This is a genomic window from Sphingomonas sp. (genome assembly GCF_031380695.1).
Taxonomy (GTDB): Bacteria; Pseudomonadota; Alphaproteobacteria; order Sphingomonadales; family Sphingomonadaceae; genus Sphingomicrobium.
In genome coordinates this window covers 1-13,287 of record NZ_JANMWY010000121.1, presented here as the reverse complement: position 1 = coordinate 13,287, position 13,287 = coordinate 1, and the positions used below count along the sequence as shown (strand labels likewise).

The window sequence follows — 13,287 nt, the reverse complement described above, 5'->3', positions numbered from 1 at the left end:
ATGTATATCCAGGGGGTCGATAATGTGTTCGACCTGCGCTTCAACGACGCGGGCGTGACTTACGGCGAGGTGTTTCTCGACAATGAGAAGCAGATGTCGACGTGGCATTTCGAGGTGGCGAACACCGAGGCGCTGTTCGACCAGTTCCGCAAGGCGGCCGCCGAGGCCGAGAATTGCCTGACCGCGAAGCTGCCGATAGCGGCCTATGAGCAGGCGATCAAGGCGAGTCATGTGTTCAACACGCTCCAAGCGCGCGGCGTCATCTCGGTCGCCGAGCGGGCGGCCTATATTGGGCGGGTTCGCGACCTGGCGAAGGGCGCCTGCGCGGCATGGATGGAAGCCAAGGGGTACCAATCATGATCCTCCCCGGCACGGGGAGGGGGACCAGCGAAGCTGGTGGAGGGGCGTCGCCACGCGCACACCGCCCGGCGACGTTGCGTGCCCGCAAACTGCGCCGCGAAATGAGCCTGCCCGAAGTCATGCTGTGGAACCAGCTGCGTGGACAGAAGCTTGGGTTCAAGGTCCGTCGCCAGCACCCGATCGGCGATTATGCCGGAGACTTCTACGTCAGTTCGGCGCGGCTGGTGATTGAAGTCGATGGCGATGGCCACGGCCACGGCCGTCGCCCTGAATATGACGCGGGTCGTGATCGGTTCATGATCGAGAATGGATATTCGATTTTGAGAGTGTCAGCGGTCGACGTCATGACGAATTTGGCCGGGGTTATTGACGCAATCATGGCGCGCGTGGGGACGCCCCTCCACCATCCTGCGGATGGTCCCCGTCCCCCTGCGGGGGAGGAATGATGACCGACTTCCTGCTCGAGCTTCTGTCCGAGGAAATCCCGGCGCGGATGCAGGCGAAGGCGCGCAATGATCTGGCGCGGCTTTTTGCGGACGCGCTCGACAAGGCCGGGCTGGCGCATGCGGGCATAACGACCTGGTCGACGCCGCGGCGGCTGGCGTTGATCGCGCGTGGGGTGGCCGCCGAGACGGTGGCGGTGCGCGAGGAATTAAAGGGGCCGCGGTCGTCGGCACCGGCGCAGGCGCTCGAGGGGTTTTTACGCAAGACCGGGCTGACGCAAGGCGATCTGGAAGAGCGCGACGGGGTGTGGTTCGCGGTGATCGATCGGCCGGGGCGCTCGGCGGTCGATGTGCTGGGCGAGGCGATTGCCGCGATCGTGCACGATTTTCCGTGGCCCAAGTCGATGCGCTGGGGCGCGGCGTCGGCGAGCATGAGCGCGCTGCGCTGGGTGCGGCCGCTGCATTCGATCGTGGCGTTGCTAGGCGATGAGATCGTGCCGGTCAGACTAGACTATGTCCAAGTTTGGGAAAAGGCAGACGGCGAGGTAAACCTCAAGCTGATTGAAAGCGGAATAGTCTCTGGCGCGACGACGCTGGGGCATCGTTTTCACCATCCCGGGCCGATCACCATCGGCGGGGCGTCGGACTATGCCGCGAAGCTGCGCGCCTGCCATGTGATCGTCGATCATGAGGAGCGTGAGGCGATTGTGCGCGACGGGGCGCGGGCGGCGGCGAAGGCGGCGGGGCTGACGCTGGTCGAGGACGAGGGGCTGGTGGTCGAGAATGCCGGGCTGACCGAATGGCCGGTGCCGTTGCTGGGGCAATTCGACCCCGATTATCTCGACGTGCCGCGCGAAGTGATCGTGCTGACGATGCGCACCAACCAGAAATATTTTGCCTGTGTGCGTGAGGATGGCGGGCTCGCCCCGGCGCTCGTGTGCACGGCGAATATTGCCGCGAACGACGGCGGGGCGGCGATCGTCGAGGGCAACCGGCGGGTGCTGGCGGCGCGATTCTCCGATGCGCGGTTCTTCTGGGAGCAGGATTTGAAGGTGCCGCTGCAGGAGCAGGCGGCGAAGCTGAGCGGGATCGTGTTCCACGAAAAACTGGGGACGGTGGCCGACAAGGTCGAGCGAGTGGCGAAACTGGCGCGGTGGTTGTGCGAAGAGGGGATCGTTGGGTCCTCCCCCGGAGGGGGAGGGGAACCGTCGGCGCAGCCGATGGTGGAGGGGCCTCGCGACACGAGAGCAACTCCTGTTGCACCGCCCCTCCACCATCCTGCGGATGGTCCCCCTCCCCCTGCGGGGGAGGATCTAGCCTCGCTCGCGGAACGCGCGGCGCGGCTATGCAAGGCCGATCTCGTTACCGGGATGGTCGGGGAATTCCCCGAATTGCAGGGAGTGATCGGCGGCTATCTGGCCGAAGCGCAGGGCGAGCCCAAGGCGGTCAGCGACGCGATCCGCGATCATTACAAGCCGATTGGGCATGGGGATGAGGTGCCGACCGCGCCGGTGACGGTAGCGGTGAGTCTGGCCGATAAGCTGGATAGTGTATTCAGCTTCTTCGCTATTGACGAGACGCCGACCGGATCGAAGGATCCTTTTGCGCTAAGGCGTTCGACGTTGAGCATTTTGTCGCTTCAAACCTCAAGTAATCTACGTTTCGACATTGAGGCAGTATATCGAAACTGGGCTAGTGCGGCTGGCTACGTCTGGCCCGAAAGTGCCGACGGCTTGGAACGGGTTCGGTACTTCTTCGCCGACCGCCTCAAGGTCCAGCAACGCGATGCCGGTGTCCGTCATGACCTCATCGATGCGGTGTTCGCGCTGGGCGGGGAGGATGATCTCGTCCGGCTGCTGGCGCGCGTGACGGCGTTGCAGGGGTTTGTCGAGACGGGGGAGGGGGCGGATTTGCTCGCGGGGTACAAGCGGGCGGCGAATATTTTGAAGAAGGAACAGGGTAGCGGGATACCGGGTAAAGCCCGGGATGACGGTGGAATTGCGGTTGAAGAGGCTGCGCTGGTTGCTGCGCTCGATGCGGCCGAGCCGCGCGCCGAAGCTGCTATCGAAGCCGAAGAGTTCACCGCCGCAATGACGGCGCTCGCGTCTCTGCGGACTCCGATCGATGCGTTTTTCGAGAAGGTGACGGTCAACGACCCAGAGCCCGCCATCCGCGCGCGGCGGCTCACTCTACTCGCCCGGTTTCGCGACGCGGTTCACCGGGTCGCGGATTTCTCGAAGATCGAGGGCTGACCTTACTCCTTGCGGTCGGGGATGCCGTCGCCGTCGACGTCGCGCTCGCGGCCGAGGACACGGTCCATGAAACCGGCCGGGCGATTGGCGCGCAGGGCCTCCTCGGTGTCGACGATGCCATCGTTGTTGGTGTCGCGGCGGTCGCTGACGATGCTGCGGTCTGTCACCGCGCGATCAGCCACCGCCGGCGCAACCGCGACCGGCGCGGCCGCGATCGCCTTGTCGCGCGCTTTGAGTTCGGCGAGGTGCGCTTTTTCCTGGTCGCGCCACTGGCTCTCGCGATCGGCGTGGGTCTGTTCGAGTTCGCGGCGGCGGCTGACTTCGCTGTTATAGCGTTGCTTCCACTTGCGGCCGCCGCCCGAGAAGAGAAATCCGCCGACCAGCAGGCCGAGCAGGAAGACGAGACCGACGATGACCCATTGGTCGCTGGTGAAATTGAGCATGGTGCGCTTCCCCGGAATGCTGTTGGGGGTAAAGCGCGCGGCAGCCTCAAGCGTTCCCTCAGGCCGGGTGCGAAACGAAAACCGCCGCCCCTTCACTGGAAAGGAGCGGCGGTCCGGTGACGCTTCAGGCGACCCTCTTGCGAGGCATCAGCCGTTGATGAAGCTGTCGTTGATCGAACAGGCAGCCGGGCCGAGAATGACGACGAACAGCGTCGGCAGAATGAACATGATCAGCGGGATGGTCATGATCGCGGGCAGGCGGGCGGCCTTTTCCTCGGCGCGCATCATGCGCTCGTTGCGGAATTCGGCCGACAGCACGCGCAGCGCGGAGGCGAGCGGCGTACCGTATTTCTCGGTCTGGATCATCGTCGTGACGACGCCGCGAACCGCTTCGAGATCGACGCGCGTGGCGAGGTTCTCGAACGCCTGGCGGCGCTCGTTGAGGAAGCCCAGCTCGATCGCGGTCAGGCCGAATTCGTCGCCAAGCTCGGGGTAGGCCTTGCCGAGTTCCTTGGCGACGCGGTTGAACGCGGCGTCGACGGTGAGACCGGCCTCAGCACAGATTACGAGCAGGTCGAGCGCGTCGGGCAGGCCCTTGCGGACCGCGTGGCTGCGCTTCTTGACCTTGTTCGACAGCCAGATGTCGGGCGCCTTGTAGCTGCCGACCAGCGCGCCGGCGACGAGCATGTAATGCTTGAACCAGCCCCACTGCGGGAACGCGTGGAAGACATAGACGGCGATGATCGCGGTGCCGCCGAGCACGACCGGCAGGACGAAGCGCGCGAAGATAATGAAGAAGGCGAGATCCTTGGTTCGGATACCGGCCTGCATGAGGCGCACCTGAGCCTTCTTGATCTGGTCGTCCTGCAGCATCTTGAAGCTGCCGAGGAGCGAGCGGACGCGGTCCGCCGCCTCGTTCTTGTTGCTCAGCTTCTTGCGCTTGTTGGTCGAGGCGACGATGACCGCCTTAAGTTGCTCGCGCCGCTCGTTGAGCGCCTTGACGCGGCGCGCCATCGGATCGCGCACGGTCGTCGCGGCATAGATGGCGACCAGCACCGCCATCGTCGCGACTGCGGCCAGGATGGTCGCAAACCAGATGATATCGACGCCGAGCAGCGTGGGGTGAACGGTGGAATTCATGACATTCGCCCCATCAAATCTCGAAGTTGACCATCTTGGCCATGATGAACACCCCGATGCTCATCCAGCACATGCCGCCGAGACCGGCCACGATCAGCCGCTGATCTTCGAAAAACTTGCCCATGTAATGGGGGTTGATCATGTAGACGAGCGTGAAGACGATGAACGGTAGCGATCCGACGATCATCGCCGAAGCCTTTGATTCCGAGCTCATCGCGCGGATCTTGAGGACCATCTGGGCGCGCTTGCGGAGCACGTCGGCAAGGTTCGACAGCGTCTCGGCGAGGTTGCCGCCGGTTTCGCGCTGGATCGCCAGGGTGATCACGAAGAACTGGAATTCGGCGGTGCCGAGCCGATCCGCCGTTTCCTGAAGCGCGGCCTCCATCGTGCGACCGATTTTCATCTTGTCGGAAACGCCACGGAATTCGATCCCGACCGGCCCCGACATTTCGTTGGCAACGATGCCCAGCGTCTCGGTAATGGGCAGGCCCGAGCGAAGGCCGCGGACCATAAGCTCGATCGCGTCGGGGAAGTTGGAATTGAACTTCTTGATCAGGCGCTTGATCATCTTGCCGATGACGAAGTGCGGCACGCCCAGCGCGACGAACAGGCCGAGCACGAGCGCGAGATACCAGGGCAGGCCCTTCATCATGAGCAAGACGGCGATGGCAATGCCCAAGCCGATCGATGTCATCGCATATTTGCCCAGCGTGATCTGGCGCCCGGTCTGGTCGAGCCGCTTGCGCAGCAAGGCCGGCTTGGGGATCAGGCTCGACGCCATGCTCTCGACGCGGCTCTCACGGGCTTGCATCAGCTTGCGGATCTGGGCGTTGGCGTTGGCCGCCAGCACGCCGTCGGCATGGCGCTCCTTGAGCAGCTCCATGCGGCGCTTGACCGCCTTGGACGCGGACGGGCCCTGGAAGGCGCTGAACAGCAGGAGCATCGTCCCGCCCAGTCCCACCACCAGCATGATCATCAGCATCATTGTCGTGCCGTCCCGTCTCGAGGATGGAGGGCGGGCAGGGCGTGAGGCCCGGCCCGCCGTCCGTTCAGGTTAATCAGGCTGCTTTCTTTGCGAGCATCGACTTCAGATTGCCGACCAGCGACGCCTTTTCGATCGTCGCGCCCTTCGCCTGGCTGATCGAACCGTCCTCGCTGGCATGGCTCAAGACCATGTTCGACAGCTGGGTGAACGGCGCGGCCATCTTGCCGCTGGCGACTTCGGCCATGGGCTTGCCCAGCTTGGCCGCCTGCGCCGCCAGCTTGCCGTCTTCGGGGAAGACGATGTCGACTTGACGTTCAATCGACTGCTCGAAATCCTTCTTGCTGATTTCGAGCGCGCCGCCCGACGGCACGCCGTTGGCGATGACGATGACCTTGGTCTGCGGTGCGTTCGACTTGAGCCAGGCGAGGATGCGGATCGTGTCGCGCGTTGCCGCCAGGGTGAGTTCGGCCACGACGACCGCGACATGGGCATCATGGACCATGTGCGGATACTGGATCAGCATCTGCCGCGGCAGGTCGATCACGGTCGATTCGAAGGCGTTGCGCATTTCTTCCTGGAGCTGGAAGAAGGCGGTGCCGTCGGTGACCAGCGGCGAGTTGATCGGCGCTTCGGCCGACAGCACCGACAGCCGCTCGTTCGCCCGCACCATGGCGCGTTCGATGAACAGTCCGTCGATCCGGCTCGGATTCTCGATCGCGTCAGTCAGGCCGCGGCCCGGCTCCAGGTCGAGCGCCAGGGCGCCGGTGCCGAAGTGGACGTCGAGGTCGAGCAGAGCGGTCGAACGGTTGGCCTTCTCACCGAGCATCCAGGCGAGGCTGGTCGCCAGGGTCGAGGCGCCGACGCCGCCGCGAACGCCGATCACGGCGGTCATGACGTGGGGCTTGTCGACCTGGGCTTCGCCGCGCGGTCCCGACAGGATCGACTGGGCGTGCGAGAAGGTGTCGCGCAGCTGGTCGACCGTGAAGGGCTTGAGCAGATAGTCGTGGATGCCGCTGGCGACGAGGTCGCGATAGAGGCGGACATCGTTGACCTGGCCCGAGGCGATGACGATCGTGCCGGGCTCGCACACTTCGGCGAGCGCGTTGATGTCGTTGAGCGGGTCGCCCGATTCGGACAGGTCAACGAACAGGATGTTCGGACTGGCCGAAACCGAAAGGGACTGGACCGCGTTGCGCAGCCCGCCCTTGTTGACCTTTTCGGGCGACCAGCCGTGTTCGACCGCGACCGGCCGCAGCATGTCGGCCGTGGCGTCGTCGCAGACGAAGGCGGTGAACGGATCGCGAGTTCCCACGCGGTTCTGGAAGGGAGCATTCATGGCCTAGTTGCCCTTCTTCGTCGTGATGTCCTGAAGGCCACCGGCCCCCGTCGGTTTGGTGGTGCGGTACATGCCGACGGCCTTGGCGGACGTCTGCACGTCGCCGACACCGCTGCCTTCGCGGCCGTGGATCAGGTCTTCCGGATTGGCGACCATCGCGGCGAGGTTGGCGTTCACGCCGCAACCGAAGTTGGAGGCGGTGCGGTTGTTGTAGTTGGTCGGCTTCCCGGCATCGTCCCAATTGGGGCAATTGGGGACGCTGGCGCGAGCGCGGGTGACGACCACCCGGACTGTTCCTGGCGGGACGTCGCCGGCGAGCACCGGGCCGCCTTCGCTGACCAGCATGCCATAGCGGCCGGCGAGCCGGGCGACATCGCCCCGTGCTACCGCGGCACTCGGGCCCTCGACATAGACGCTGTCGCCATAGTTGAGATCGAGGCCCTGAAACCAGCCGTCGAGGCGAGCCCTTTGCTCGTTCGGCAAATAGCCGTCGGGGGCAGGGGCATCGAAGGCGAAGTCCTGACGGGTGACGACCGGCACGTTGACCGATTCGAGTCCGCGGGTGACGTCGGTCTTCTGGGCGACCGTGCCACAGGCGGACAGCGAGGTCGCTGCCACCAGGATCAAGAGAGAATGACGCATGATCTTGTCCTTCCTGAGCGGGATCACTTGCTGAAGCCTGGAACGGGGGCGGCGATGGTCGAGGCCCCCGCGACGCCGACGCTCAGCCCCGGACGGGCCACCGGCACCGCAGTGCGCGGTCCCGATTGGCCGTCGTTTAGCGCCCCTTCGAGAAACAGCTGGCCGTCGGTTGGAGCGCGATAACCCTTGATCGGGGTCGCGAGCTGTCCCGACACCGGCCGCACCAGGTACGGCGTGACAATGATCACCAGCTCGGTCTGCGACTTGCGATAGCTGGTCGAGCGAAACAGCGCGCCGAGGATCGGCAGGTCGCCGAGGAACGGCGCCTTCTGAATGCTGTTGGTGTTCGAATTATTGAGCAGTCCGGCGATCATGAAGCTCTGGCCCGAGCCGAGCTCGACCGTCGTTTCCGCTCGCCGGGTGGTGATAGCCGGAACGTCGAAGCCGTTGAGCTTGATCGCGCCTTCGGTCGACAGCTGACTGACTTCAGGACGGACCCGCATCGAAATGCGGCCGTCGCCCAGCACGATCGGCGTGAAGGCCAAGCCGACGCCGTATTGCTTATACTCGATCGATACCGAGCCGAGCGACTGCGACACCGGGATGGGGAATTCACCACCCGCAAGGAAGCTGGCGGTTTCGCCCGAAAGCGCGGTCAGGTTGGGTTCGGCCAGCGTCGTGACGAGGCCGTCGTTCTCGGCGAGATCGAGCGTGCCGAGCAGGTTGAGCCCGAACAATTTGCCCGCGATACCGAGCGATGTTCCGCCGGCGATCGAATTGAACACGCCGGAAGCGCCACCTGAACCAATGGTCCCAGGATTGCCCTGGCCGATCCCGAATTTCGTTCCCCCAGTATTGTCCTGGCTAAGCAAATTGACGCCGATCTGCTTCAGGAAGCTGCGGTTGACTTCGGCGATGCGCACCTTGAGCGTCACCTGCAACGGCGTCGCCGCCTTCAGGCGATTTACCGGCACGATCTTGAGCATCGCGCCCGCAGCGCTCGTGTCGACGCCGGGATTGAGCAGCGCCGTGACGAGCGCCTGCGCCTGGGCGCTGTCTGCCGGCGAGGCGACGGTGCCGTTGATCACGGCCATCTGGCCAACCGTCTGCACGTGAATGTCGCTGTCGGGCATTGCGGCCTTCAGCATGTCGTCGACCGAGTTGATGTTCTGGCTGACCATGACGTTGGTGGCATAGACCACCGAGCCATTGGCCGCCGTCGCGATCACGGTCGCTTCGCCGAATGCCTTGCCGAACAAGTGGATCTGCTTGGAATTGCTGACATAGACGTCGGCAACATCAGAGTTGGAGGTCCAAACGTCGGCGACGGTGGCCGGCAGGGTGACCAGCTGGCCCTGGCCGACGCTTAGCGTGACCCGGCCCGAGGGGCGGTAGGTGCCGGCTTTCGGCATCGCCGCGGCGGGGGTGGCGACGGCAAGGCTGCCGAGGCCGATGGCCAGCGCGACAAGGGCAGTGCCCAGGCGCGGCTGACGCGTGCTACGATTGATGGTCATCTTAACGAGCCCCCACAGGAACGACGGTGACAGTATTGCCGCGCGACACGCGGACGACAGGGCCGGTCGGCGCGACGACGCCGCCCATCGCGCCATTGGCCGAGGCCATGGCGGTCGGAGCGATCGGCTTGGCCGGAACCGTGCGGCGCTGGAAGCGCGACACGTCGCCGCCGGTGACGAAGGTGGTGTTGTTGTCCATCGGCTGGTTCGCCACGGCGAGCAGCATCTGGCGTTCCTGGCCCGGCGCGGTGCCGGCCGGGACCTTGACCTGACCCGAGGCGACAGCGCGCTCGAGTTCGGCGGTGTTGTCGGCGATCGAGCGGAGTGCGAGCGACATCTGGCCGAGCGACGTGGCAACGGCGATCTTCTCGGCGATGCGCGGGGTCGCTTCCAGCGTGACCGTCTGCGACGGGATGGCGATGACCTTGCCGTCCTTGTCCTTGCCCTGTTCGATGCGCTGATCGGTGGCGAGGACGCGGATGTTGCGGACGATCGTCTCGGTGACCTTGAGCTGCGGACCAACGCCGCCGCCTTCGACGCCCTGGGTCAGCATCATGTCGACCCGGTCGCCCGGGAAGACGAAGCCGGCGACGCCGCTGGTGGCCGAGACGGAGACGGTGACGGCGCGCATGCCCGGCCCGAGCGCCGCGGCGAGGAAGCCGCGGTCATTGGGGCCGACCAGCGTGCCGCGCGTGATCGGCTGACCGGCGGTGACCGGGTTGCGGACGACCATGCCGACCATCTTGAGCGGATCGCCATCGATCCCGCCCTGCGTATAATAGGCGCCCTGGACGAGCTCCTTGGGCCAGGCCTGGTAGGTGAGGCTGTCGGCGTCGATCATCGACCCGACCGGCAGTGGCTTGCGCGCCACCAGCACCTTGGGACCCATCGGGACCGCAGGAGCTGCCGCAGCCTGCTGCGTGCCGGCTCCGGTAAACATATTCTTGGCCATGACCGCGGTGACCACCGCAATGACCAGCGCTCCGATCAGTAGCGCAACTTTCTTCACGTCCATGGCGAATACGCCTCCCCTAGAGGGTGCCCTCAATGACTGCAGACATCAGGCAAAATGGTTAAGAAACCGTTGGGCGACTAACCATAAGCCGCCGAAAGCGATGGCGACCCCGTATGGAATCTCCGGCCGGCCCTCACGGGACCGGATTTTGTGGGCGACGATCACGATCAGCGTCAGCGCGCCGCCGGCAATCGACATCAGCACCAGGAACTTGACCGTGGTCAACGGTGAGAACCACAGGGCGAGGGCGGCGGCGAGCTTGACGTCGCCGCCGCCCATCATGCCGAGGTAGAAGGTCGCGGCAAGGCCGGCGAAGACCGCCGCCGCGATGGCGACGCGATAGCCGGCGTCGGGCCATAGCGGGATACTTGCCGCCAGCCAGAACAGCGGTGCCAGCAGCGCGACCGCGATCACCAGCCGATTCGAGATGGTGAAGGTACGGATATCGACCACCGCAGCGACGACCAGCAGCAGGGCGAGAATGGCGGTCAGCAAGTCGGGAAAAAGCGGGTTCATCGAATCGCCTCTAGACGGCGCGGCTTTCCAAACCGTAACCGCGTCCGGCATGGACCATTTCGACATCGTTATCGTCGGCGGCGGGATCGCCGGAGCGAGCCTGGGCGCGGAGGTCGCGGGCGAAGCGCGCGTTCTGCTGATCGAGGCCGAATCGTATCCGGGAATGCATTCGACCGGGCGGTCGGCGGCATTCTGGCTGGAGAGCTATGGCGGGGCCGGGGTAGCGCCGCTGTCCACCGCTTCGAAGGATTTCCTGGCCAATCCCCCGGTCGAGTTCGCCGAGTCGGGCTTCCTCAGTCCGCGCGGGACGATCCACGTCGATTCGACCGGCCACGTCGATGCCTTCGCATTCCTGCCCGCATCGGTCGAAACCTTGGCGATGTCGCGAGCCGAGCTTGAAGCGGCGATCCCCGGAATTTCGCCGCGCTGGGTTCAGGCGCGGAGCGAGCCGGGCTGCGCCGATATCGACGTCGCCGGGCTTCATGCCGCTTATCTGCGCCAGTACCGGCGCCGAGGCGGCACCCTGTGGGCCGACGCACGGCTGGCCTCCGCGCATCGAGGGGGCGAATGGTGGACGGTTATGATCGAGGACGGTCTCTCGGTGACAGCGGATACGCTGGTAAATGCAGCAGGGGCCTGGGCCGATCCCGTTGCCACGGCATGCGAAGTCGCGCCGCTCGGCATCGCTCCGAAGCGGCGGACGATGGTCCAGCTTCGAGTTGGCCACTCCGGCCTGTCGCGCCTGCCGCAGGTCAGCGACGCCGCCGGCTCCTTCTATTTCAAGGGCGAGGGCGACCGCAGCGTGTGGGTCAGCCCGCACGACGAAATCGCGACCGAGGCGTGCGACGCGCAGCCCGAGGAAATCGATATCGCCGTCGCGATCGACCGGTTCGAGAAGGCGGTCGACTGGCCGGTCGAACGGGTCGAGCGGAGCTGGGCGGGCTTGCGGAGCTTTGCCCCGGATCGCCTGCCGGTCATCGGCTATGACGTTGCCGCGCCGGGATTTTTCTGGTTCGCGGGGCAGGGCGGGTTCGGGATCCAGACCGCGCCGGCGGCGGCGAAGTTGGCGGCGGCGGGGTTGCTGGGGCGCGAGCCCGACCCGATGGTCGTGGGGTTCGACGCGGCGATCTACAGCCCGGCGCGCTTCGCCCCGCGCTGAGCCTCGGCAGCGGCACAAGCGAGTTCGTCGACCCGGTCGTTTTCGGCGTGGCCGCTATGGCCCTTGACCCATTTCCATTCGACCCGATGGGGTTCGGCGGCAGTGACAAGGGCCTGCCACAGCTCGGCATTCTTGACCGGCTTGCGGTCGGCGGTGCGCCAGCCATTCTTGCGCCAGCCGTGGATCCACTTGGTGATGCCATCGCGGACATAGATGCTGTCGGTGACAAGGCTGACTCGGCAGGGCTTGGTCAGCGCGTTGAGGCCCTCGATCGCGGCGAGCAGCTCCATGCGATTATTCGTGGTCAGCGCTTCGCCGCCCGACAATTCCTTCTCACGCGCGCCCGCGCGGATCAGGACGCCCCAGCCGCCCGGACCGGGATTGCCCTTGCACGCCCCGTCGGTGAAGATGTCGACCTGCGGCAGTTCGCCGGACCCGGTACCCTCAGCCAACGAGTTCACGCGGCAGTTTGAACACCTGGCCCTCCGGCACGTGCGCCAGCTCGTGCTCGGTCACGGTAAAGCGCTCGGCCAGCGCCGCGATGACTTCGCGGACCAGCAGTTCGGGCGCCGACGCGCCAGCAGTGAGGCCGATGGTCGCGGGCGTCCCGAACCAGTCCCAGTCGATCTCGCTCGCCCGCTGCACCAGTCGCGACGGCGTCCCGAGCCGCTGGGCGACTTCAGCCAGGCGGAGCGAATTGCTGCTGTTGGGCGCGCCGATGACCAGCATCCGTTCGCAGCGCGGGGCGATCTCCTTGACTGCCGCCTGGCGGTTGGAAGTAGCGTAGCAAATATCCTCGCCGCGCGGTGCCTTGATCGTCGGGAAGCGCGCCATCAGTGCCGCGACGATTGCCGCCGTGTCGTCGACCGACAGCGTCGTCTGAGTGAGGAACGACAGATTTTCGTCATCCGCGACCGTAAGTTCGGCGACGTCCTCGACCGATTGGATCAGCGTCATTGAGCCCACCGGAACCTGGCCGAAGGTGCCGATCACCTCGGGATGGCCGGCGTGGCCAATGAAAAGGATCTGGCGCCCGGTCTCGATCAGCCGCTGTGCCTGGCGGTGGACCTTGCTTACCAGCGGGCAGGTCGCGTCGAGATAGGCGAGACCGCGTTGCTCGGCCGCCGCCGGAACGGATTTGGGCACGCCGTGGGCGGAGAAGACCACCGGGCGGCCGTCGGGCACGTCGTCCAGCTCGTCGACAAACACCGCGCCCATCCCGGCGAGCCGGTCGACGACGAACTTGTTGTGGACGATTTCGTGGCGAACATAGACCGGGGCGCCGTTCTGCTCGATCGCCAATTCGACGATCTTGATCGCGCGATCGACACCGGCACAAAATCCGCGCGGTGCGGCGATCAGTACGGTCAGCGGCGGGCGAGCGTCGGAAGGGGGAGGGGACATGGCGGGCGATGTAAGCGATTGCTTGCAGCCAGCCAAGGCGCTTCCTATGAACGGCGCGATCAAGCCGAGTGTAAGGAA

Annotated in this window: 14 protein-coding genes; 4 read left to right on the top strand and 10 right to left on the bottom strand. The window is 65.4% G+C overall.

Annotated elements, in window-relative coordinates; genetic code table 11:
• From RMN84_RS04475 to glyS, 3 genes are all read left to right on the top strand, one after another.
• Positions 1-360, top strand: a 360-nt coding sequence (locus tag RMN84_RS04475; RefSeq protein ID WP_309611001.1) for a glycine--tRNA ligase subunit alpha, incomplete at its 5' end; no start/stop codon positions are given.
• Positions 357-806, top strand: a complete 450-nt coding sequence (locus tag RMN84_RS04470) for a DUF559 domain-containing protein (RefSeq protein ID WP_309611000.1) — start codon at positions 357-359, stop codon at positions 804-806. The genes RMN84_RS04475 and RMN84_RS04470, both read left to right, overlap by 4 nt.
• Entirely contained in the window at positions 806-3,055 is a 2,250-nt protein-coding gene (gene glyS / locus RMN84_RS04465) for a glycine--tRNA ligase subunit beta (protein WP_309610999.1), read from the top strand. The genes RMN84_RS04470 and glyS overlap by 1 nt, the downstream gene beginning before the upstream one ends.
• A gap of 2 nt (positions 3,056-3,057) precedes the next feature.
• Here the strand turns inward: glyS and RMN84_RS04460 are convergent, their stop codons facing one another.
• The 8 genes from RMN84_RS04460 to RMN84_RS04425 form a co-directional block, all read right to left on the bottom strand.
• Positions 3,058-3,498, bottom strand: coding sequence for a hypothetical protein (locus RMN84_RS04460; RefSeq protein WP_309610998.1), 441 nt, complete (start codon positions 3,496-3,498; stop codon positions 3,058-3,060).
• A 147-nt stretch (positions 3,499-3,645) separates the two neighbouring features.
• The gene (locus tag RMN84_RS04455) at positions 3,646-4,638 is read right to left on the bottom strand and encodes a type II secretion system F family protein (RefSeq protein WP_309610997.1); all 993 of its coding nucleotides are present in this window, start codon (positions 4,636-4,638) and stop codon (positions 3,646-3,648) included.
• A gap of 13 nt (positions 4,639-4,651) precedes the next feature.
• Positions 4,652-5,623: a type II secretion system F family protein gene (locus RMN84_RS04450; protein WP_309610996.1), complete on the bottom strand. Its 972-nt coding sequence runs from the start codon at positions 5,621-5,623 to the stop codon at positions 4,652-4,654.
• A gap of 73 nt (positions 5,624-5,696) precedes the next feature.
• Positions 5,697-6,959: a pilus assembly protein CpaE gene (locus RMN84_RS04445; protein ID WP_309610995.1), complete on the bottom strand. Its 1,263-nt coding sequence runs from the start codon at positions 6,957-6,959 to the stop codon at positions 5,697-5,699.
• 3 nt (positions 6,960-6,962) lie between these two features.
• Entirely contained in the window at positions 6,963-7,601 is a 639-nt protein-coding gene (locus tag RMN84_RS04440; RefSeq protein WP_309610994.1) for a CpaD family pilus assembly protein, read from the bottom strand.
• A gap of 23 nt (positions 7,602-7,624) precedes the next feature.
• Positions 7,625-9,115 (bottom strand): type II and III secretion system protein family protein, encoded by a 1,491-nt coding sequence (locus RMN84_RS04435; protein WP_309610993.1) that lies wholly within the window; start codon positions 9,113-9,115, stop codon positions 7,625-7,627.
• Between the two features lies 1 nt (position 9,116).
• A complete protein-coding gene (gene cpaB / locus RMN84_RS04430; RefSeq protein WP_309610992.1) occupies positions 9,117-10,130 on the bottom strand; it encodes a Flp pilus assembly protein CpaB in 1,014 nt (337 codons plus the stop codon).
• 45 nt (positions 10,131-10,175) lie between these two features.
• Positions 10,176-10,646, bottom strand: a complete 471-nt coding sequence (locus RMN84_RS04425; RefSeq protein WP_309610991.1) for a prepilin peptidase — start codon at positions 10,644-10,646, stop codon at positions 10,176-10,178.
• A 49-nt stretch (positions 10,647-10,695) separates the two neighbouring features.
• Here RMN84_RS04425 and RMN84_RS04420 point away from each other — a divergent pair, with 49 nt between their 5' ends.
• Entirely contained in the window at positions 10,696-11,805 is a 1,110-nt protein-coding gene (locus RMN84_RS04420) for an FAD-binding oxidoreductase (RefSeq protein WP_309610990.1), read from the top strand.
• Here the strand turns inward: RMN84_RS04420 and rnhA are convergent.
• Together rnhA and ispH are read right to left on the bottom strand one after the other, a co-directional pair.
• On the bottom strand, positions 11,775-12,257 hold the full coding sequence (gene rnhA / locus RMN84_RS04415) for a ribonuclease HI (protein WP_309610989.1): 483 nt from the start codon (positions 12,255-12,257) through the stop codon (positions 11,775-11,777). The two genes, RMN84_RS04420 and rnhA, sit on opposite strands and share 31 nt — an antisense overlap.
• A complete protein-coding gene (gene ispH / locus RMN84_RS04410; protein ID WP_309611002.1) occupies positions 12,250-13,209 on the bottom strand; it encodes a 4-hydroxy-3-methylbut-2-enyl diphosphate reductase in 960 nt (319 codons plus the stop codon). The genes rnhA and ispH overlap by 8 nt, the downstream gene beginning before the upstream one ends.
• Positions 13,210-13,287 lie beyond the last annotated feature (78 nt).

Bases quoted from the DNA above. Each gene is read 5' to 3' on its own strand.
- RMN84_RS04450 (WP_309610996.1), bottom strand. From the start codon at position 5,623: ATGATGCTGATGATCATGCTGGTGGTGGGACTGGGCGGGACGATGCTC.
- RMN84_RS04420 (WP_309610990.1), top strand. From the start codon at position 10,696: ATGGACCATTTCGACATCGTTATCGTCGGCGGCGGGATCGCCGGAGCG.
- cpaB (WP_309610992.1), bottom strand. From the start codon at position 10,130: ATGGACGTGAAGAAAGTTGCGCTACTGATCGGAGCGCTGGTCATTGCG.
- RMN84_RS04440 (WP_309610994.1), bottom strand. From the start codon at position 7,601: ATGCGTCATTCTCTCTTGATCCTGGTGGCAGCGACCTCGCTGTCCGCC.
- RMN84_RS04425 (WP_309610991.1), bottom strand. From the start codon at position 10,646: ATGAACCCGCTTTTTCCCGACTTGCTGACCGCCATTCTCGCCCTGCTG.
- RMN84_RS04460 (WP_309610998.1), bottom strand. From the start codon at position 3,498: ATGCTCAATTTCACCAGCGACCAATGGGTCATCGTCGGTCTCGTCTTC.
- RMN84_RS04470 (WP_309611000.1), top strand. From the start codon at position 357: ATGATCCTCCCCGGCACGGGGAGGGGGACCAGCGAAGCTGGTGGAGGG.
- RMN84_RS04455 (WP_309610997.1), bottom strand. From the start codon at position 4,638: ATGAATTCCACCGTTCACCCCACGCTGCTCGGCGTCGATATCATCTGG.
- ispH (WP_309611002.1), bottom strand. From the start codon at position 13,209: ATGTCCCCTCCCCCTTCCGACGCTCGCCCGCCGCTGACCGTACTGATC.
- RMN84_RS04445 (WP_309610995.1), bottom strand. From the start codon at position 6,959: ATGAATGCTCCCTTCCAGAACCGCGTGGGAACTCGCGATCCGTTCACC.
- glyS (WP_309610999.1), top strand. From the start codon at position 806: ATGACCGACTTCCTGCTCGAGCTTCTGTCCGAGGAAATCCCGGCGCGG.
- RMN84_RS04435 (WP_309610993.1), bottom strand. From the start codon at position 9,115: ATGACCATCAATCGTAGCACGCGTCAGCCGCGCCTGGGCACTGCCCTT.